The organism is Synergistaceae bacterium, assembly GCA_017450125.1.
GTDB lineage: Bacteria > Synergistota > Synergistia > Synergistales > Aminobacteriaceae > JAFUXM01.
Genome location: JAFSWZ010000038.1, coordinates 48313 through 67223, shown reverse-complemented (window position 1 = coordinate 67223; position 18911 = coordinate 48313). Strand labels below are relative to the sequence as shown.

Annotated in this window: 16 protein-coding genes and 1 tRNA gene; 3 read left to right on the top strand and 14 right to left on the bottom strand. The window is 56.1% G+C overall.

Going from position 1 to position 18911, the window contains the following annotated elements; genetic code table 11:
• Positions 1-44: 44 nt before the first annotated feature.
• The 4 genes from IJT02_08885 to IJT02_08870 form a co-directional block, all read right to left on the bottom strand.
• A tRNA-Pro gene (locus IJT02_08885) sits at positions 45-123 on the bottom strand.
• Positions 124-155: 32 nt separating this feature from the next.
• The gene (locus tag IJT02_08880; protein ID MBQ7545039.1) at positions 156-428 is read right to left on the bottom strand and encodes a DUF4177 domain-containing protein; all 273 of its coding nucleotides are present in this window, start codon (positions 426-428) and stop codon (positions 156-158) included.
• On the bottom strand, positions 415-2727 hold the full coding sequence (locus tag IJT02_08875) for an SLBB domain-containing protein (protein MBQ7545038.1): 2313 nt from the start codon (positions 2725-2727) through the stop codon (positions 415-417). Before IJT02_08875 ends, IJT02_08880 begins: the two co-directional genes overlap by 14 nt.
• A 5-nt stretch (positions 2728-2732) precedes the next feature.
• The gene (locus tag IJT02_08870; protein MBQ7545037.1) at positions 2733-4769 is read right to left on the bottom strand and encodes a YjbH domain-containing protein; all 2037 of its coding nucleotides are present in this window, start codon (positions 4767-4769) and stop codon (positions 2733-2735) included.
• 231 nt (positions 4770-5000) lie between these two features.
• On the opposite strand from IJT02_08870, the gene IJT02_08865 reads away from it, so the two are divergent.
• From IJT02_08865 to IJT02_08855, 3 genes are read left to right on the top strand one after another with little or no spacing between them, the layout of a single operon-like run.
• The gene (locus IJT02_08865; GenBank protein MBQ7545036.1) at positions 5001-6296 is read left to right on the top strand and encodes an adenylosuccinate lyase; all 1296 of its coding nucleotides are present in this window, start codon (positions 5001-5003) and stop codon (positions 6294-6296) included.
• On the top strand, positions 6293-7618 hold the full coding sequence (miaB, locus tag IJT02_08860) for a tRNA (N6-isopentenyl adenosine(37)-C2)-methylthiotransferase MiaB (protein ID MBQ7545035.1): 1326 nt from the start codon (positions 6293-6295) through the stop codon (positions 7616-7618). Before IJT02_08865 ends, miaB begins: the two co-directional genes overlap by 4 nt.
• The gene (locus tag IJT02_08855; GenBank protein MBQ7545034.1) at positions 7615-8613 is read left to right on the top strand and encodes a glycosyltransferase; all 999 of its coding nucleotides are present in this window, start codon (positions 7615-7617) and stop codon (positions 8611-8613) included. Before miaB ends, IJT02_08855 begins: the two co-directional genes overlap by 4 nt.
• Here the strand turns inward: IJT02_08855 and IJT02_08850 are convergent.
• The 10 genes from IJT02_08850 to IJT02_08805 form a co-directional block, all read right to left on the bottom strand.
• Positions 8591-9412 (bottom strand): cobyric acid synthase, encoded by an 822-nt coding sequence (locus IJT02_08850; protein MBQ7545033.1) that lies wholly within the window; start codon positions 9410-9412, stop codon positions 8591-8593. The two genes, IJT02_08855 and IJT02_08850, sit on opposite strands and share 23 nt — an antisense overlap.
• A complete protein-coding gene (locus tag IJT02_08845; GenBank protein ID MBQ7545032.1) occupies positions 9409-10233 on the bottom strand; it encodes a transporter substrate-binding domain-containing protein in 825 nt (274 codons plus the stop codon). The genes IJT02_08850 and IJT02_08845 overlap by 4 nt, the downstream gene beginning before the upstream one ends.
• Positions 10234-10279: 46 nt before the next feature.
• Positions 10280-11290, bottom strand: a complete 1011-nt coding sequence (locus IJT02_08840; protein ID MBQ7545031.1) for a pyridoxal phosphate-dependent class II aminotransferase — start codon at positions 11288-11290, stop codon at positions 10280-10282.
• Positions 11242-12120: a cobalamin biosynthesis protein CobD gene (gene cobD / locus IJT02_08835; GenBank protein MBQ7545030.1), complete on the bottom strand. Its 879-nt coding sequence runs from the start codon at positions 12118-12120 to the stop codon at positions 11242-11244. Before cobD ends, IJT02_08840 begins: the two co-directional genes overlap by 49 nt.
• Before the next feature lie 17 nt (positions 12121-12137).
• Positions 12138-12779 carry a hypothetical protein gene (locus IJT02_08830; protein ID MBQ7545029.1) on the bottom strand — a complete coding sequence of 214 codons (642 nt, stop codon included), beginning with the start codon at positions 12777-12779 and terminating at the stop codon, positions 12138-12140.
• A gap of 95 nt (positions 12780-12874) precedes the next feature.
• Positions 12875-14554 carry a nucleoside kinase gene (locus tag IJT02_08825; GenBank protein ID MBQ7545028.1) on the bottom strand — a complete coding sequence of 560 codons (1680 nt, stop codon included), beginning with the start codon at positions 14552-14554 and terminating at the stop codon, positions 12875-12877.
• Positions 14555-14599: 45 nt separating this feature from the next.
• Positions 14600-16117, bottom strand: a complete 1518-nt coding sequence (gene murJ / locus IJT02_08820; protein ID MBQ7545027.1) for a murein biosynthesis integral membrane protein MurJ — start codon at positions 16115-16117, stop codon at positions 14600-14602.
• A gap of 48 nt (positions 16118-16165) precedes the next feature.
• Positions 16166-17404 (bottom strand): hypothetical protein, encoded by a 1239-nt coding sequence (locus IJT02_08815; protein MBQ7545026.1) that lies wholly within the window; start codon positions 17402-17404, stop codon positions 16166-16168.
• Positions 17355-17798, bottom strand: coding sequence for a ribonuclease HI (gene rnhA, locus IJT02_08810; protein ID MBQ7545025.1), 444 nt, complete (start codon positions 17796-17798; stop codon positions 17355-17357). Before rnhA ends, IJT02_08815 begins: the two co-directional genes overlap by 50 nt.
• 2 nt (positions 17799-17800) lie before the next feature.
• On the bottom strand, positions 17801-18910 hold the full coding sequence (locus IJT02_08805) for a DUF3084 domain-containing protein (GenBank protein ID MBQ7545024.1): 1110 nt from the start codon (positions 18908-18910) through the stop codon (positions 17801-17803).
• Position 18911: the final 1 nt, after the last annotated feature.

Below are 18911 nucleotides of genomic sequence, written 5' to 3'. Positions count from 1 at the left end.
CCTCGCGCTTTATGTGAGAGCCTCATCATCATTCTCTGGTTTTATGGTCGGGACGAGAGGATTCGAACCTCCGACCCCCTGCACCCCATGCAGATGCGCTAAGCCAGACTGCGCTACGTCCCGAAAACGCTAATCATTCTAGCGCAAAATCTTCATTAGTCAAGTTTGCGCTTCATGATGACGAAGAAGACGTTCGGGTCGAAAGTTGTCCTCACCGCGAAGATTTCGCCGATCTCCCAGCCTTCAGACCCCCACTTGTTGAGCAGTTCCTCGACCTGTTCAGTCCGTGAGGCGGCCTCCTTAGACTTCTGCAAGGACGTGAGAGACCCCAGCGGGACGACCTTGTACTCGTACCTTGCCGCCCCGAACGCCGAAGAAGCAAAGCACAGCCCCGCCGCCGCCGCCAGTATCAGCTTAGTCAAGCGCATTGATGATCACCCCCGCCGCAACAGCTACCTTGTATATCACGTCAACAGCTTCCCTGAAGTTCTCTGAGGCCTCGCGGTTGGAGTACTTCACCGGCACAACTATCGTGTCTCCGGGCTCGACATTCGCAGAGAACCCGCGCGGAGGTGTCCACTGCTTGCTGGAGAGCATTGCCGTGCTTCTGGTGAGGCGTATCGTCGTGCCGTCGCTCTTCAGCAGGTAAACCATCCTCTTGTGCGCACTCTTCAGCGGACCGCCCGCCGCGTTCACGTAGCCGTTGATGCTCATGCTCTTGTTGTAGAGCTGGCTTGAGGACGTGTAGACCGCTCCCATGACGTTGACGGTGAGAGGAGTTTCCGGGATGCGGAGATAGTCGCCGTTCTTGAGCTCGTAGTCATATTGCGTGCCGCGTATCGCCGCCGGAGTGTCTACCTTCGTGATGACCCTGCCCATGATGTCAAGCTGCCGCAGGTTGTCGATGAGCTGCCTGCGTCTCTGGTACTCCTGGCTGAGCGCACCTGTCGACGATTCTGAGCCCGCGCTGGCTGTGTTCTGCATTGATTCCAGAAGTTCGCGCTCCATCTGGTCTGCCATCTGGTTGAGGCTTCTGCGCTGTTCTGCGGCTACGCTCTGGCGCGTAAAGACTGCTCCCCTCAGGAAGGCCTTGTTCGTGAAACCTCCGGCACGTTCGATGAGGTCAGACAGCTTCTCGCCCTCAAACATCGCGTACACGCCCGGCCGCACTACTTCTCCAGAAATGCCCACGCGTATCTGCGTCTTCCAGCTCGGTATCACCAAGACCGTAAGCTCATCACCGTTCTGCAGGGTCATGTCATTCATCGGGTCGCCCTGCATCGCCTGGAAAAGGTTTATGTTGAAGCGTTCGTTCACCGGCCCTTCGAGCGAAGGAGTTACGCGGGTAAGTTCTGCTCTGTCAGAGGCTGTAACCGTGAGGCCTCCTGCCCTGTTGATGAGGTCGGAAACCCTCGTGTGTCCGGGAATTATGACGAATGAACCACCCCTCATGACCTGCCCGCTTACAGTTGCAGTCGCCGCGAAGTTGTAGACCGGATACAGCCTCAGAACGTCGCCGTCCGCAAGCTCGATGTCCTCGATCTCCTCGAGGCTTCCCTCGCTAGCTCCTGCGTAGGAGTGGTCGTAAACGCGGTAGAACTGAACGCGTCCCCTGTACGTCTGAGCCTTGAGCCCGCCTGCAATGTACAGCAGGTCTTTCACGCGGGTTGCTCCGTTGAGCTCGTACACTCCCGGTGTCTGGACTTCTCCGGCCAAGCCTACCAGAGGCCCGACCGGCGGAATGTATATCACGTCCCCTGCCTCGAGGCGCGCGTCCTGAGACTTGTCGCCCTGCAGAAGCATCGCGTACATGTCGAAGATTGCGACTGTCCTTCCGTTGCGCTTCAGCTCTATCTGGCGTAGTGAACCGTTCATGCTCGGCCCTCCCGACGCAAGCAGAGCATTCACCAGCGTCGCGAAAGACGAGACCGTGTAGGCTCCCGGACGTGCCGCGTTGCCCGTAACGTAAATCATGATCGAGCGAAGCCGCCCCATCGATAAATTCATCTGGTAGCCCGTGTAGTACTGGTTGAGGCGCGCAGAGATTATGCGTTCGGCCTCCTGCAGTGTGTAGCCCGCAATGCGCACAGCACCGATTCGGGGGATTGTCGCGAGGCCGTCGCGGTTCACGATGACCCTGAAGTTCCCCTCCTCAGGGATTCCCCACAAGGTCAGGGTGATTTCGTCGCCTACGCCGATCCTGTAGTCCTGCGTTACCGGGACGTTGTCCTGCGGAGCGTACGTTGACGGAGGACGGCGGAAGAAGGACATTCCGAAGCGCGGAAGACGGCGCATAAGCTGGCTCATAGGGCTTCCTGTTTCGTCATCCGAGTCTGTGGTTCTAGAGAAGAGTATCTGGTCAAAGTAGCTGTTGATCTCTGTAGCTGTAGCTGTTCCGTTGAAAGCCGTTCCCTGCCCGGAAGCATCCGTCTGATTCTGTCCCTGCAGCGTATCGAGCATCGCATCTCCGCGCGTGAGGTCGACATTCTGCGGGGAATTATTGCCCAGTGAACGCTGCATCGCGTCAACGCCCGAGAAGTCGATGCCCTGCTGTCCGCCTGTGGTTACCGTAGGGGCTGCCGGAGTCGCCGGAGCGTCCGGGACTGCAGTCATTCCGCCGCCAAGCCCGGCAGGAAGTCCGCCTGCTGCGCCGCCGGTTGCTGCTCCCCATGCACAGGAAGCAAGCGACAGAATCATAATCACTATGCTGCTTCGTAATAACTTCAAGCTAATCACCTCGTAATGTATTCAAGAAGGCTTCTGATTTCTTGTTTGTCTTTGTCATCATCGCCGTTCTCATCGTATGAACAGTAAGAGCTCAGCAAACGCCCTACGTTCTTCCTCATTGCGGCAGGACGGAGCTGGCTCATCATGCGTTCGGGAGTCCGAATCATTCCGCCCTCGCGGCCTGACTCCATCAACCATGTCGAGATCAGCAGCGTGTTCTGTTCCCAGATGTGCGCGCTGGAGTTCCCAAACCATGAGCCGAACCACTTGTCAGCCGGAAGTTCCATGTGAACGCCTGCCCTCGTGAAGCTCTTCTCTGGGGCGTTGACTTCTGTGTCAATATACCAGAAGCCGATAGCTGTGTCGTCCCAGTGCCTTGTCGCGGAAATCTTGATGCCCTTGTCGCCGTCGGCAAACTGTCCGTAGTCCGCCTGCACGTCGAAATCCAAGTCCTCAAAGTGATACCCTGCCTGCACGAACATCAGGTCGCGCCAGTCCTTGCCGGTCTTTACATCTCTTGTTATGCCGTAATCCTCGAAGTACACCCACCGTCCGCTCGTCAAGCCTGCGAACGAGTACGGGTCTCTGTCGTGAAGTGCACCGAGACGCGCGCCTATCCACCAGTTGCCGTCTTTGCCGTAATACCTTCCCCACAAGTTTGCGCTGAACCATTCTTCGTCGAGCCAGCCGCCTTCGCCGAACAGCCATGCCCTGCCTTCTGCGCCGAAGTGGTTCGCGTAGGTCATCCCCACTGTCTGGAGACGTATCTTGTCGTTGAAGTCCTTTTCCCACCACAGGCCGATTCCGTCCTGAGTGTCAGCGTGTACGTGAATCGGGAAGCGAACGTCAACCTTTCCGCCCCAGCCGTTTGAGTAGCGTCCGTTGTAGATGAGGTCGATGTCCCACCTGTCCATGTATTCCTCTCTGAGTGTCTGGTCAATTCGCGGCTCATAGACCACCATTGCCTTGACCTCGTGCTGTGCCTTCTTCTTCAGGAGAGCCTCTGCGTCTGCCTCCGCGACATCCGCGCTCGCCCACGTGAACACTGCTCCGCCCGTCGCGTCGTCGTCCCTGAGGTTGCGTGCCCTGAGGTCGAACAGCAGCGAGCCGGGAAACTCGGCCTTCACGACAGGAATCCCAGCGTTCTTGTGGATAAGCACGAGTTCTTCCGTCTCGGGCATTACCGCTGAGAGCACAACAAGCACACGTGCCATTGCCTCAGCGTGCGATGAGTAGCCGTAGTTCTCGTAAGACAGCGAGAGCCTGTGCCCGTCATCTGTCTCCTCGAGCTTGATGTCAACATCGCGAACTCTCGTGTACTTCTCGAGGCCGGAAGCTATACGCGCGACAAGTTCCTGAGCGTCGATGCTGTCCCATGTTATGGCTCTGGATTCGCCGGGCGCGCTGAAGCTCTTGTGTGCGTTGCCGATGAACGGCCCCTTGAGGTTGATGCGCTGTGTGAGAGTGAATGCCCACTCGTCGCCGCGCTGGTAACTCACCGAGCCTTCCAGCCCCCACGGAGCTTTCAGGACTATTCCGGCGTTGTACTTGGTTGACGGGTTCTCGTCGACTATCCTTCCGCCGCCCAGCAGTCGTTCTTTGGAGTAATCCAGCGGGCTGTACTCTGCTTTCACGGTCAGCCAGTCTGCTATGTCCCACTCGATACCAGCGAAGAATCCGTTGAGCCTGTCAGTTCCGTAGCCTGCGGTAAGAGCCACGTCCCCCCACCGCCACGTAGCTACGCCGTACCATGACTTCATGACTTCCGTGCCCATCATGTCGATGACACCGGCAGCGATTGACGGCATGAACCACATCTTGGGATTCGAGTTGTGCCACAGCAGGAGCTTGAGATCCATAGCCTTATCCATGTAGCTTCTGTTGCCCATAGAGCGATGATCGAACGTTGATAGCCGCGTATTGATCTCGAGCCATGGCAGAAAGGCAATGTCTATGAATGAATAGTGGTAGGGTGAGTTGCCGGTGTAACCGAAGCGTCCTGCTCCGTCGTCGGGCACTTCTGCGGTAGGATACTCCCACAATCCTGTAAATCCCTGATTGGCACTGGTAGATGCATAAGCACCTCCTGCCCAAAGCAACAGCATCAGACACAACAGAATGACCCTCCGCAAAACTAACAGCTCCCTCTATGAATATGGATTGCGCATATTTTACACTAACACTTGCGAAAATTGCCCGTGCTTGACGCGGAAAAAGGCGGCAATTACAATCTAGGCATTCCATCAGCACTAACTGCTAGGAGGATTATCCATATGATTGACAGATATTCTGAGCGTGATATTTCTGCGCTCTGGGATGAGTATAACCGCTTGAAGGTGATGCTTGACGTTGAACTTGCTGTGTGCCAAGCGTGGACGGAACAGGGCAGAATCCCTCAGGAAGCGATGGAGGACATAGCCGCCAACGCACATTTCACCGTCGAGCGCGTGCAGGAGATCGAGAAGAGGACACAGCATGACGTTGTGGCGTTCGTGAGTGCAGTCGCGGAGAACATAGGGGCAAACGGAAGGTATCTGCATTTGGGGATGACGAGCAGCGACATTCTCGACACAGCCAGCTCGATAATGCTCCGTGATTCCCTCAACATAGTAATTACTGCCCTCGACGAACTTGATGCGGTAGTTGTTGAACTCGCGCTGAAGTACAAGTACCTTCCGACGATAGGCAGGACGCACGGCATTCACGCCGAGCCTATGTCTCTTGGCCTGCGCTTCCTGAACTGGCACGCCGAGTTACTGCGCGACAGAGGCCGCCTCGAGTACGCGAAGAAGGACGTATCTGCAGGGAAAATTTCCGGCGCAGTCGGGACGTACGCGATGTGCAACCCCGCTCTTGAAGCCCGGGTCTGCGAGCTCCTGAACCTTGAGCCCGCCAAAGTCTCGAACCAGATTCTTCAGAGGGACAGGCACGCCGCAGTGCTCAATGCCCTTGCGGTGATGGGTTCGACGCTCGAGAGGATGGCCTTAGAGGTCAGGAACTTACAGCGCACGGAAGTCCGCGAGGCCTTTGAGCCGTTCGGTCAGGGGCAGAAGGGGAGTTCAGCGATGCCCCACAAGCGCAACCCCATCAAGTGCGAGCGCATCTGCGGAATGTCGAGGCTTCTGCGGGGCTACGCGTTAACGGGCATGGAGAACATCGCCCTGTGGCATGAACGGGACATCTCCCACAGTTCGACCGAGCGCGTGATCTGGCCGGATGCGTTCAACATTGCGGCGTTCATGGTGCGGAGCATGACGAAGATTCTGCGGGGGCTCACCGTCGACGAGACTAGAGTCCGCCACAACATCAACAAGACCAACGGCCTCGTGTACTCCCAGAGAGTCCTGACGTACCTTCTCGATGAACTAAAGCTGTCCCGCGAAGATGCATACGCGATTGTTCAGGAGAACGCGATGAAGACGGCTTCAAGCGGTGTTGCGTTCCTAGACCTCCTGCTGAGCGACGAGAGGCTTAAAGGAGTTGTTGACCCCGAGAGTATCAGGGACTTGTTCGAGAACGATTACTATTTGAGGTACGTTGACGAGATATTCGCGAGGTTCTTCGAGTGAAGAGCTTTTGCGTCAAAGTCTACGGCTGTCAGATGAACGTCTACGATGCCGACCGTGTACGCACTGTTCTGTGTTCGCGCGGCTGGCAGGAGACGGACGAAGATTCTGCTGACGTTGTGATGATTACGGGGTGCAGCGTACGGGCGAAGGCAGAGCAGAAAGTCTGGAGCGAGCTGGGGCTGTACGAGCCTTCGTGGCATAAGAACCAGAGGCCGATAGTTGCGCTGACGGGATGCATTGCGCAGAGGCTCGGGGAAAAAGCGTTAGCCCGCTTCCCGTACGTGAGACTTGCTGCAGGGCCGAGACACATCGGACTTATCCCCGACGCGATAGAGCAGGTACACTCGCACTCCAAAACGCGAATCAGCCTTCTCGACACAGACCCGAGAGAGTTCCACGCGCTGGACTTCAACGCGGGAAACGTTACCATAAAGCGCGAGAACAAGTACAAGGCATACGTTACGATAGCTCACGGGTGCGACAACTTCTGCACGTACTGCATTGTCCCCTACGTTCGCGGAAGGTTCGTATCGCGGAAGCCGGAAGACGTTATAGCTGAATGCAGGATGCTCATAGCTGACGGCGTGAAGGAGATTACTCTTCTCGGCCAGAACGTCAACAGTTACGGCAAGGATATTGGTTTGTCGTTCTCCGGGCTTCTGCGTGAAGTCTCGAGGCTTGAGGGACTGAGGCGGTTACGGTTCGTTACGTCGCTGCCTCAGGATTTCACGGAAGAGATTGCTGACGTAATGGCGGAAGAAGAGACCGTGTGCCCGTCGCTCAACCTCCCTATACAGTCAGGAAGCACGAGAGTTTTGCGGCTGATGAACAGGAAGTACACCCGAGAAGAATATTTCGGCAAAGTGAAGATGTTAAGGGAGAAAGTGCCGGATGTTTCGCTGACTACGGACATAATCACGGGGTTTCCCGGCGAGACGGAGGAAGACTTTGCGGACAGCTTGAGTGCACTGCAGGAGCTGAGGTTTGACCTCGTACACAGCGCGGCATACTCCGAACGTGAAGGCACACCCGCCGCTACGATGGAGGGAGCTTTACCCGTCAAAGTCAGGCTGAAACGCCTCAACGCCCTCAACGCACTGCAGGACGCAATAACTTTGGACATCAACAAGCAGCTTGAGGGACAGACGGTAGAGGTTCTCGCGGATGATGCGGCACCGAAGGGAGGAGGCTTCCTTCAGGGCAGGACACCTCAGGACAAAGTGGTAATCTTTGAGGGCAGCAAGGCTCTTCTGGGAGAGTTCTTGAAGGTGAAGATCACGAAGGCAGAAGCGTGGTGCTTACACGGGGAGGTAACCGAATGAAGATAGGAATAACGAGCGCATGTGTTGAGCTTGTCCGCCGCAACGGAGTGAAACTTCAGGGAATGATGTGGCGTGATGCTCTTGTCTCGCGCGGGCATGATGCTGAGCTCCTGAACTACTGGGACGACGTGGATTATTCGGAGTTCGACGCGGTGATAATTCTGCGCTCAGGGACTGGCTTCCGCAACACCGTCAACGAGCTCAAGAACTACGGGACACGCGTAATCTCCGCCCCTATCTTCACGCCCCGAAGCACAATGCGTATGAGCCGCCTCGAAGCACACTGGGGACAGGCCGACAGAATCCGGGTTGCTGACCCTGCCAGCGAGTTCATGGAGGGCGCAAAGAGAGTGAGCATGTTTCTGGCGCGCTCGGAGTACGAGAAGAAGCACCTCTGCGACTTCTACAGCATAAACCCCGCGAAGGTCAGGATAGTGCCGCTGTCGTTCAGGATAAAGCCAGCTGAAACAATGCCGGAGAAAGAGCCGTTCTGCCTTCACGTCAGCAACCTCAATGCCCGCAACAAGAACGTATCACGTTTGGTGGCGGCCGCAAAGAGGTACGGTTTCCGCCTTGTGCTTGTGGGGGCGGTTCGCGGCGAGGACGGCAGGAGGCAGCTCGCGGAGTGGACGCGCGGTGCGGACAACGTAACCTGCACAGGTGCTCTGTCGGACGAGGAGCTCAGGAGCTGGTACCTCAGGGCAAAAGTTTTCGCGCTGCCGAGCTTGTGGGAAGGCGTAGGGATGGCGGCACTCGAGGCAGCTTCGTGCGGGTGCGAGGTTGTCATCACGAATCGCGGTGCACCCAAAGAGTACTACAGCGGGCTTGCGCGTCTCGTTGACCCGAACTCTATCGACGACATCGGCAAGGGCATTCTCGAACGCTTGTCCTGCGAGACCACCGGCGAACTCATGAGGCACATCAAGGCAAAGTACTCGCCCGAACACTGTTCAGGGCTCCTCGAGGCAGCAGTCAGCGAATGCGTAAGAGGCTGATTAACCCTTCAACGTCAAGGTTATCGCGCAGTGCCTGAGCAATCATCCCGAAAGTTTCAGGGTTGAGAGAATCCTTACTCCCCCCGCTGCTGAGGCTGTCCTCCGGCGGGAGGAACACTCCTTCGACGAACGGCAGGACTCCCATGACCTTAACGCCCGTGTAGTTCTCCGTCCATTCGACAGCATCGCGGAAAAGCGCAATGTCCCCCCTGAACATGTTGAAGATGATGCCCTTCACGCGTTCTCTGTCTTGGCCGAGAAGCTCGAGAGTTCCGACGACTGATGCGAGGCTTCCTCCTCTGTCGACATCAGCGGTGAGCAATACGGGAACGTCCGCCTCACGTGCTATCCTCATGTTCACGATTTCCCACGCGTTGAGGTTTATCTCTGCCGGACTTCCTGCTCCCTCGATGATTACGGCCTCGAAGTTGTCCCTGATGTGCGACAGTGCTTCCCTCACCGCCTGAATGCCGACAGTCTGCGTGAACTCACGATAACCCTTCGTTGTCGGTGCGTAATGATAGCCGTTGAGGATAATCTCTGAGGAAGTGTTGTGCGTGGGCTTGAGGAGGATTGGGTTCATGAAGGCTTCTGGGGTAAGACCTGCGGCCATTGCCTGCAGGGCTTGGGCACAGCTGATTTCCCTGCCGTCATGGGTGATGTAGGAGAGGCCGGACATGTTCTGCGACTTGAAGGGGCAGACACGTACTCCCATGTCAGCGAATAGCCGGCAAAGTCCCGTAACGATGAAGCTCTTGCCCGAGTTGCTGGAAGTTCCCTGAATCATCAGGCCGTTCAATTCAGGTCATCACCTGCCCTGATTATTGCCCTGTCCATTATCCTGAGCCTCTGCCTCATCGGTATATCCTCTATCATTCTGTTGAAGTTCTCCAGCATTTCCTCATCACCCTTCCGAAGCCCCGCGCACAACCCCGTGAAGCCCAAGTCAAAGCCGTTCCCCTCCGAAAAACGTACAGCCCGAAATTCTTTGTGGTTTCGTGCGTAAGATAATGCTGTGTCGTAGTTCAAGACTGTTCCGTCAATGCTGAACTTCAGGAGCTCGCTGATAACTTCCGCCTGTGTGCCTTTCGCAGGCAAGTGAATCACGTCTGGTATCTGGTCAATAACTTCGTCGAAGCGCGAGTCGGACTGTGCCATCATCCTTGCGCCCCTGAGCTCCCGTATTGACCTCGCGGCAATGTACTTGCTGTCGATGTGGACAAGTGCGGCGTATTCCGTTTTCCTCATCTCGTATGGTATCGTGAAGTCAATGCTCTGCTTGCGGTCCTCAGTGTCAACCATGCCGGAAAATATCGCGTCAATCTCGCCCCTGTTCAGCGCACCAATAAGGTTGTCGAACGGTATCTTGTAGAACTCAGGCTGTGCCTCGAGACGGGCGGCAATCATCGCGGCAATCTGCACATCATAGCCGTCAGCGTAGAAGCCCGGGTTGTTGGCGAGGGGGAAATTGTCTTTGTTGGGAGTGCCTGTCTCCCAGTTGTAAGGGACGTGGTCGCACTCAACGCCTATGCGGAGAACAGGCTTTGTTTTCGGAGCAGCAAGGTAGTTGTAGAGCAGGGCTGCCGTAATCAGCATGAATAAGAGCAAGTATTTCTTCATGGGAGTTATGGGATGCCACACTTTCGCTGTAAGTTTTGGGCAAGAATTATACAATATCCTTCATCGCGGCGATAAGTTTTTTGTTGTCCTCCGGCCGCATCGTTGCAGCTCTGATGTACTTTCCACCGAGCCCGGCAAAATTTCTTGTGTGCCTCACAACAATTCCTCTCTTAAGGAGATGCCTGATGACTTTCTCGTCATCGTTGACCCTCACGAGGAAGAAGTGTACATCACTGCTCATGACCTCACAGCCCGCGCGTCTAAGTCCCTCGATGAACGCCGGAGTGTTCCTGCGGTAGAAGTCTCTCGTCCTGCTGATGAAGTCTTTGTCCCTCATGAACTGCAGAGCCAGAGCCTGAGCAATGCCGTTGACGCTCCAAGAGGGCTGGCGTTCACGAAGGCGTGCGATGATGTGTTCTGGTGCAATGACGTAGCCTATCCGAGCTCCGCTGAGGTGGTAGATTTTCGTGAGAGAGCGGAGAAGTATGACGTTAGGGAAGCTGCAGAGACGTTCGGGAGTTTCCCATAACAGAAAATCTCTGTAGGCTTCATCGATGATGAAGAGGTTGTCGGGATGGTTGTTGATGGTCTGTGAAAGATGAATGTATTTTCCCGTCGGGTTGCTGGGGTTGACGACGATGATGTTCTGGTGCTTCAACGCTTCCGCAAGGCCGGAGCAGCCGCTAAGTTCCCTGAATGCCCGGAAGTATTCCGAGTAGGCGGGCTGGAGAATCGCTGTGCTGCCGGTTATCACCTGCGAGAGAAGGAAAATCGCCTCGTTCGTGCCGCTGGTGAAGAGTATGCGTGAAGGCGAAACATTCTCGCGTGATGAGACGAGTTCGCGCAGAGCAGAGCATTCCGGGTCTGGGTAGCTGGATGCAAGCTCCCTAACATCAATGTTAATGTCCGGCCAAGAGAGCGCGTTAGTGTTTGTGCTGAAGTCGATAACTTCTTCCGGCATCGGAAGGCCAAACGCGCGATAGAGCTGTTCGGGGTTAGCACCGTGAATTACGTCAAGCATAGCAGCAATGTTACCAGAAGCGCGAAGACTGAGCACGACGAATCAAGCACCTTCCACGCGGAGATAATGTCTTCCGGCGTTGCGTCCCGTCCTTCAGCGTTCAGCCAGTCTCTATGCTCGAACTTCCCGCCATAGTACGCCCCTCCTCCGAGCCTAACCCCCAGCACTCCCGCGAACGCAGATTCACCGTGCGCGCTGTTGGGGCTCTTGTGCTTGAGCCTGTCCCTCATGAACACGCTGAAACCTCTTCCGCCTGCAAGAACTATCACCAGTCCTCCGAGCCGCGCAGGGATGAAGTTCAGCAGGTCATCGAGCCGTGCACTTGGCCAGCCGTACACACCAAACCTCTCGTAGCCTGCCATGCTGTCGAGAGTGCTAGAGGCCTTGAACATCCACACTGCGACACACGCGCCGTAAGATGCATTCACGAGCCCGCCGAGACATGCCCAGAACATTACGCTCATCACTCCGTCAATGGAGTTCTCCGCGATGGTCTCGATCGTTGCGCGGGAAATTTCGGCCTCGCTGAGATTCTCTGTGTCCCTTCCGACAACGCGCGATAGCCAGAACCTCGCACCGTTTACGTTGTTATTCATGAGGCACGACAGAACTGGAGCAGTCTCGTCCTTGAGGTCTCTCCAAGCCAGCGCGGAATACAGCAGATACACGCGGACAACGAGATTACAGCCCGTGAGGTACAGCATCAGCCATACGGCAAGCCCTGTAACCGCGATGGTACTTGCGCAAAGAAGAAGCCCCCGCGCGAACGTACGGGAGCTGGTGTTCATCTGTACGGCTATGAACCTGCCGATGAGTTCAACGGGATGAGGAAAGAACTTCGGGTCTCCGACGACTGCATCAAGCAAAAGCGCAAGGACAAAGGCTAATATACCTGCTCGCCTGCCCTGCCCTCGTAGACCTCTATGGCTATCACTTTGCCGTCCCTGTCCATGCCCGAACGCTTCTCGGTAACTGAGAGGGTCATGTTGCGGTCAGACAGCTCGAACGACAGGATGTTGAGGTCTTTGTCGTCATAGGGAGATTCCCTGAAGGTCGGAGTGCCGAGTTTCTTGCGGAGTTCCGGCTGAGGCAGGTTGATGAGGTTCACGCCCAGAAGCTGCCTGCAGATTTTTGCGTCGTCGATGGTGAAGGTGTCGTCCTCGCTGTATTCTGTCCTGCGGCGGTTCTTGAGGTAGGCCTTGTAGAGGTTGGCGGCTGATTTGCTCTTCGGGCCCATCTTGAGACGCACGCCGTTCTGAGGAAGCCAGCCGGAGTCTTTCCCGATCTTGACCTTGTACCACAGATAGTTGTCGTCGTCGCGGACTGCGCTGGGTACGCTGATCCATTTGCCGGGAGCGTCAATCTCCGTGTAGCCGGACTCGATGTCGGCTTCATCGTAGAGGCGTATTGTGTCCTCGAGAATCCAAGCCCACTGGCCTTTTGCGGGAGGGACTGGTGCGGCGAGTGAGGCGGTGGCCAAGACAGCGACAAGCAGTGCCGCGAGGATGAGAGACTTCTTTGTCATGATTATGCACTCCTTTGTGTAATGTGATTTGTTAGAGAGATTATAGCAGTTTACGGCTCAATCCCAATCAGGATTACCGGGACTGACGGACTGGCTCATACATCGAGGCAGCTCCCGCCGATGAACTCCCTTATCACCGAGTTGTTCGGAATCCCGTCGTTGTTCAGTGCCGGAACGAACCGCAGGATGTTCAGCAGCCTCAAAGCCTCACTAAACACGCTCGAGTTCTCGTCGACGGTGTGAAGCAAGGGCTCAACGTAGGGCTTCAGGACTCCCAGCTCATACGGAAGCGACGAGTTGAAGATAGCGTTTGCCCTGCTCCTGTACGGGAAAATGTACTTCCTCGCGCCGCGTATAACCTTCGGGTACACCTCCAGCGTAACCTGCGCGCTCTTCCCCCTCGTCCTGTAGTCGCGGATAATTCTGCGGAGTAACCTGTTGTCGCTGGTGCTGGTTCTGTTGTGCGGGTCAATGCATATTCCCGTGAGCGGAGACACAAACACTCCGTAGCGCGAACTCTCCGGCAGCATCCCCAATATGTGGTCATTGAGGCCGTGAATGCCCTCCATTATCAGAACGTCAGAAGGCTTCAGCTTTATCACCTTGCCCGGCTCTTTCTTGCCCTTGATGAAGTTGTAGACGGGGGTTGTTACTTCCTCGCCAGCAAGAATCCTCGTGAGGTTGTCCTCCAGAAGGTCAAGGTCTAACGCGTCTAGCCTCTCGTAATCGTATTCGCCCATCTCGTCTTTGGGGCTGTCCTCACGCTCCTTGAAGTAGTTATCCAGAGGAAGGGTTACGGGAGTTTTGCCGCACACCATCAGCTGAACCTTCAGGCGTTCGGAGAATGTCGTCTTGCCTGAGCCCGACGGCCCGGCAATCGTTACGACTTTCACGGGACGTTCGGCAATGCTCTCGGCGATGTTGCCCAAGCTCTGCGAGTGAAAGGCCTCTGCAATGAGGATAAGCTCCTGTATTCTGCCCTCAGTTACGCGGTGATGCAGCTTGTTGAGGTAGTTGAGGTCGAGAACCTGAAGCCAGTGCGCATAGTCGAAGAATACTTTTCCCATCGACGGGTCAAGTTTCAGCTCGGGGATGTGCTCGGGGTCTTCCGGGTCAGGGAAGCGCAGCAACATTCCCTGCTCGTAAAGCACGATGTCGAACGTTTTGAGCATTCCCGTCGACGGAGCGATAGGCCCGCCGCAGAAATAACCGTACCTGTCCCCGCATCTGTACACCTCTATCGGGTCAAGATTGGCGCGCACAAAAAGTTCCGCTATCTCCGGCTCGCCCTGACGCTGGAAAACCCGTCTTGCTTTGTCGATGGTCAAAATCTCGCGCGTTATCGTCGTATCATGACGGATTATGTCAATCATCTCTGCCTTGATCCTGTCAACATCAGACTGTGTTACCGCGCCGTCCTCAAACTCCCAGTAATGCCCGTCGGCTATCGAGTGCCGGAGTATCGCCTTGCGCCCTAGAACCTTCGCACAAGCAATTATCAGCACGAAGCCCAGCGAACGCTTGTAGATTCTCTGTCCCATCGGTGAAGTCGACGTTATGAACTCTACCGTCGCGTCCTCATCGACCAGCCAGTCCAGCGGGCGCGTGTAGTTGTTCACGAACCACGCGATGACTCGTCTCTGCGGCATGTCGTGCTTGGTTATCATCTCCGTCATGACTTCGTGCCCCGTTACCGGCGATTCTCCTGCTATGTAGCTGGCTATGTATGTATCACGCTTCTTGGCGGCTGTTAGTACGCATACTGTGAATGCCATAATGATTATTCCTCCTCAAAAATTTTCGTGTAATTATAGCCTAACTCACTTCCTCCTGAACGCTTGCACAAGCAGTCCCCATTCCTCAAACTTCATCTTCACCGTAACAGCTCCGTACACTACTGCCGCCGCCGCTATCACTCCCAGCACCCACAGCGCACGAACTGCCAGCCCGGCCGCAGGGTCATAGGGCATGACGAACCTGCAGAGCAGCACCGTCGCATCAAGAACTGCCAGCGCAACAAGGTAGTTACCGAAGACCTTGCGGGTGATTATCCCTAAGGGACGGCTTAATTTACGGCGGACGTAGTGAAGCCCCAGCCCTGCCGACAACGTGAAGGCGATTCCCGGCGCGAGAGCAAGACCGTTGTAACCCATCGGCCAGACCAGAATCACTGACAGAACCGCCGTCGCACACACACTGAACAGCGTAACCCTGAAGGCCTGTCTCGGCATCGAGAGAGCATAGAGAGCGCGCATTATCACCGTCGAGCACGCCATTCCGGGAAGGCCGAGCATACTGAAGGCCAGTGTTGTTGTCGTAGCGTCCCACGCCCACGCCCCGAACTGTCCGCGCACAAACACGAGGTGAACGAACTCCCGCGAGATCGCCATAACTCCAAGCGACGCAGGAAGAACAACGAACAGCGCGAACCTTACTGCCTGCCTCAATGTCTCGACGAACTCGTCGTCATTCTTTGCACGTGCAAGCTGAGGAAGCACTGCCTGAGAAATCGCGATAACGAACAGTCCCAGAGGAAGCTGAAGGATTCTGTTCGAGTAGTTCAGCACGGAGATGCTCCCCGCCTGAAGGAACGAGCCGAGCATTCTGCTTATGACGGGGTTGACCTGATTCAGCGATAGGCCGGCCGCGTAGGGGAGAAAGAGCTTCATTATGCGCTTCAGGTCCGGGTCTGACATGTCCGGGCGCGCTGGGTAAAGCACAGCCTTCATCTTGAAGCCGTAGAGCCACTGCGTCATGAAGTGAGCGAACCCTCCGCACAAAACCGACAACGCAAGACCGTACACCCCGAACCTCGCCGCGAAGAACGGAGCAGTGATGATGAATACTAGGTTGCTCAACGCCGGAGAGAGCGCAGGAACAAAGAACGAACCCAAAGAATTTAACGCACCCATCGTTAGTGCCTCGAGCGAAATGAATATCAGGAATGGGAACATCCAGCGCGTCAATCCGACGGCCAGCACGCTATCACTTTCACTGAAGCCGGGAGCCATAATCTTTACGAGTGCAGGAGCTCCCGCAATCCCCAATCCCACAACAAACAATGTAGCGCACATTAACACCGTCATAGTTCCGCGAGCGAGGGCTAAGGCTTTCTCGCGGCTTTTGGCGAGTGCCTGCGAGAACACGGGGACAAACGCGGCGGACAGTGCTCCTTCGGCTAGGAGCTGGCGGGCAAGGTTCGAGAGCGTGTAAGCTACGTTGAAGGCATCCATTGCGCGGGTTGCCCCGAAAAGGGCTGCCACCATGACTTCACGCGCCAAACCTAATATTCTGCTTATGAGAGTTCCGGCCATCATGAACACTGCATGACGTACCATCGAAGGACTTGATGAATTGTTCTGCAAGATATTATCACCTCGCAGAGATTATACAGAAGCCAGAGTGTATGCGCAGACTATTACGCCTCCATTCTGTCTGCAGGAAGAGGCTAGGCACGACAAAGTCATTCCCGATGTACACACGTCATCAACGAGGGCTATTCTCTTCCCCCTGATGTCCTGAGTTATCGCGAAGTCAGAAGGCGTGAGCTCGCGTCTCCCTGTGCTGACTGCACGTCTGGTTACGTCGCGCGTCCACACCGCCGCGTCAAGAATCTCTGCCTCCCACAGACTGCACATCCCCTCAGCAAGAAGAAGCGTCTGGTTGTACGTCCTCTCGCTGTTGAGGTGAAGAGGTACGGGCATAAGGTAATCCGCTCTGCATTCGCCGAACTTCTCCGCCATGTGCCTGCCCATGTACCAGCAAAGTCCGTAACCCCCGCTGTACTTGAACTTGTGGATTTCCTCCCTGATGCCGCCCTCGTGGTAACGGCAAGCAGAATACACCGTGAGAATGTTAATCTGCCGCGTAATTACGTCGCCGGTGAAGAACCTGTACAGTTCCTTGTAGCGTTTCTCGGAGTGCCCAGCAGCAGCAGGGGAAGGTGCGGCCTCCCCGCTCAATCCTTCCGACGCGAAAGTGTACGCGCACACGACTTCTGCGCCGTCATTGCGGCATGTCTTGGCGAGGCACGACAGCGTCCTTCCCGAACTCACAACGTCATCGACCAGCACAACGCGTTTGCCGTAAACATCCCTCGTGAGCCGGAAGTCTTCATAGGTTATCGTGTCCTTGTGGATAATCTCTCTCGTCCACAGCGCAAAGTCCCACACCTCGATACCCCACACGTCCGACAATCCTTCTGCGATTTCGCGGGCATGGTTAAAAGCTCTCCTGCTGTAGAGGCGTAGCGGCACAGGTATGATGATGTCTGCGTCGCAGTCCCCGAAACTCCTCGCCATGTGCCTGCCCAGCGTCCGGCAGAGCTCGCGTGAATGCCTGAGGCTTCTTGCTGCCTCCCTTGCGGCGGAGGTGTCGCAGTTCACGGCAGAATGTACCGTCAGGCCGCTGATGCTTCGTGTGATTACATCTCCGCTAAACAGTTCGGGAATCGCTGCATCGGGAAGGACAACTGCGGGTTCATCGTCGAGGTAGGGGCGGCATTCGGGGCAGACTTTAACGCCCGGACGGCCGCACACGGGACAGCTGACGGGGAAGAGGAAGTGCAGGAGTGCTTCAGCGGTATTCTTCGCGAGCTTTGCGGACAAGTTCATCACAGCGTTCATTTCGTGCGTCGTCGGAATGTCCCTTCACCCAGTGCCACGAGACATGATGAATCTTCGTGAGTTCCTCGAGGCGTTCCCACAAATCGCGGTTGAGCACATCAGAGCCTGCGGAAGTCTTCCAGCCTTTGCGCTTCCAGCTGACGAGCCAGCGTTTCACAAAAGCGTTCTGCAGGTAGGCCGAGTCCGTGTAAAGATCCACTTCGCAGGGAACTTTCAGGGCTTCGAGGGCACGGATTGCGGCGGTGAGTTCCATGCGGTTGTTGGTGGTGTCGGGCTCTGCGCCCCAGATCTCGCGGGTCTTGCTGTGAGCGGGAGAGTGGAGAATTGCCGCCCAGCCTCCGAGACCTGGATTCGGTGATGCTCCGCCGTCGGTGTAGATGATTACGTGCGGCATCGTCATTCCTCGAAGACTATGTCAATCACTACCGGGCCTTCAGTGTAGATGTCGCCCGACGCAAGCGCGCTGATTATCACGGGAGAGTTTATCGCGTTCAGAGCCTCTACTGCGCTGAAGAACGCCTCCCCTTCGAGAGTGCCGACGTTGTTCGTCGCAGGGTCGGGCAGAACTCCGTCATTAATCACTTTCTCCCTGAGCTCCCGCAGAAACACGTGCAATGTCTCCTCACTCTTGGCCGAGCCGCCGTTAGCGAAGAACTTTCTGTACACAGGCGAACCGTCAGGGTAGATGATTATGCTCGTGCCGGTCTCAAGCCTCACCATGATTCTCATGTTATCGCCGAAAACGTAATTTTCTCCCGACAGCGCGCGCACGTACTGCCTCATGTCAGAACCCGCAAGCTCGTCAATTAGTGCCGCCTCTGCCTCTGCGTCGAACTCTACGGGAATGTCCCGCATCCGCGTGAAGGACTGGTTAGAGATTAGCGACAGCACGTTCAGCCTCACGCGCTGCTTCAAGGCCGCTATCCCCGCCGCAATCTCCTCCCGCGACATCCCTGGCTCAAACGCCGCCTGCCCGAGAAGTACGTTCGCGTTCATGGCGATCGCCTCGCTCCTCAGTGAACGTATCTCCTCGCGCAGCTGCTGGGACTCCTCGCGCATCACCCGCAACGAGGCCTGAAGTTCATCGCGCTGTAACTGCAGGAGCAGCTGGTCATTCTTCATCGTGTCTAGCTCAAAGCTCGTGAGGTCAAGGCTCGCTGAGGCTTCGGCCAAGCTCACGCGTGCCTGCTGTGCGTTCTCCTCGCTACGTGTCAGCTGGAACTGCAGATCGTACATCTGCTGCTTCAGGAGCTTCATCCCGAACAGCGCGGTTCTCACGTCCTGCGAGAATACGGACATGACCGCCAGAACTCCCGCCGCGATTAATGCTCCGGTGAACGCAGTTATGAGGCGGCTGGTGTACTTGGGACGCAGGCCGAAGAGGGACATTCGCTTTTTGCCGTACTTAGAGCCGAGCGAATCCCCCAGAACGGCGAGGGCAGCACTGCCGAAAACCAGCGACAGAATCAACAGCCAGTTAGTACCCGAGAAGAAACGCTCAAGCAAT

Coding starts and splice junctions, on each gene's coding strand:
- IJT02_08880 (MBQ7545039.1), bottom strand. CDS start 428: ATGCGCTTGACTAAGCTGATACTGGCGGCGGCGGCGGGGCTGTGCTTT.
- IJT02_08865 (MBQ7545036.1), top strand. CDS start 5,001: ATGATTGACAGATATTCTGAGCGTGATATTTCTGCGCTCTGGGATGAG.
- IJT02_08855 (MBQ7545034.1), top strand. CDS start 7,615: ATGAAGATAGGAATAACGAGCGCATGTGTTGAGCTTGTCCGCCGCAAC.
- IJT02_08845 (MBQ7545032.1), bottom strand. CDS start 10,233: ATGAAGAAATACTTGCTCTTATTCATGCTGATTACGGCAGCCCTGCTC.
- IJT02_08830 (MBQ7545029.1), bottom strand. CDS start 12,779: ATGACAAAGAAGTCTCTCATCCTCGCGGCACTGCTTGTCGCTGTCTTG.
- IJT02_08825 (MBQ7545028.1), bottom strand. CDS start 14,554: ATGGCATTCACAGTATGCGTACTAACAGCCGCCAAGAAGCGTGATACA.
- murJ (MBQ7545027.1), bottom strand. CDS start 16,117: ATGGTACGTCATGCAGTGTTCATGATGGCCGGAACTCTCATAAGCAGA.
- IJT02_08815 (MBQ7545026.1), bottom strand. CDS start 17,404: ATGAACGCTGTGATGAACTTGTCCGCAAAGCTCGCGAAGAATACCGCT.
- rnhA (MBQ7545025.1), bottom strand. CDS start 17,798: ATGCCGCACGTAATCATCTACACCGACGGCGGAGCATCACCGAATCCA.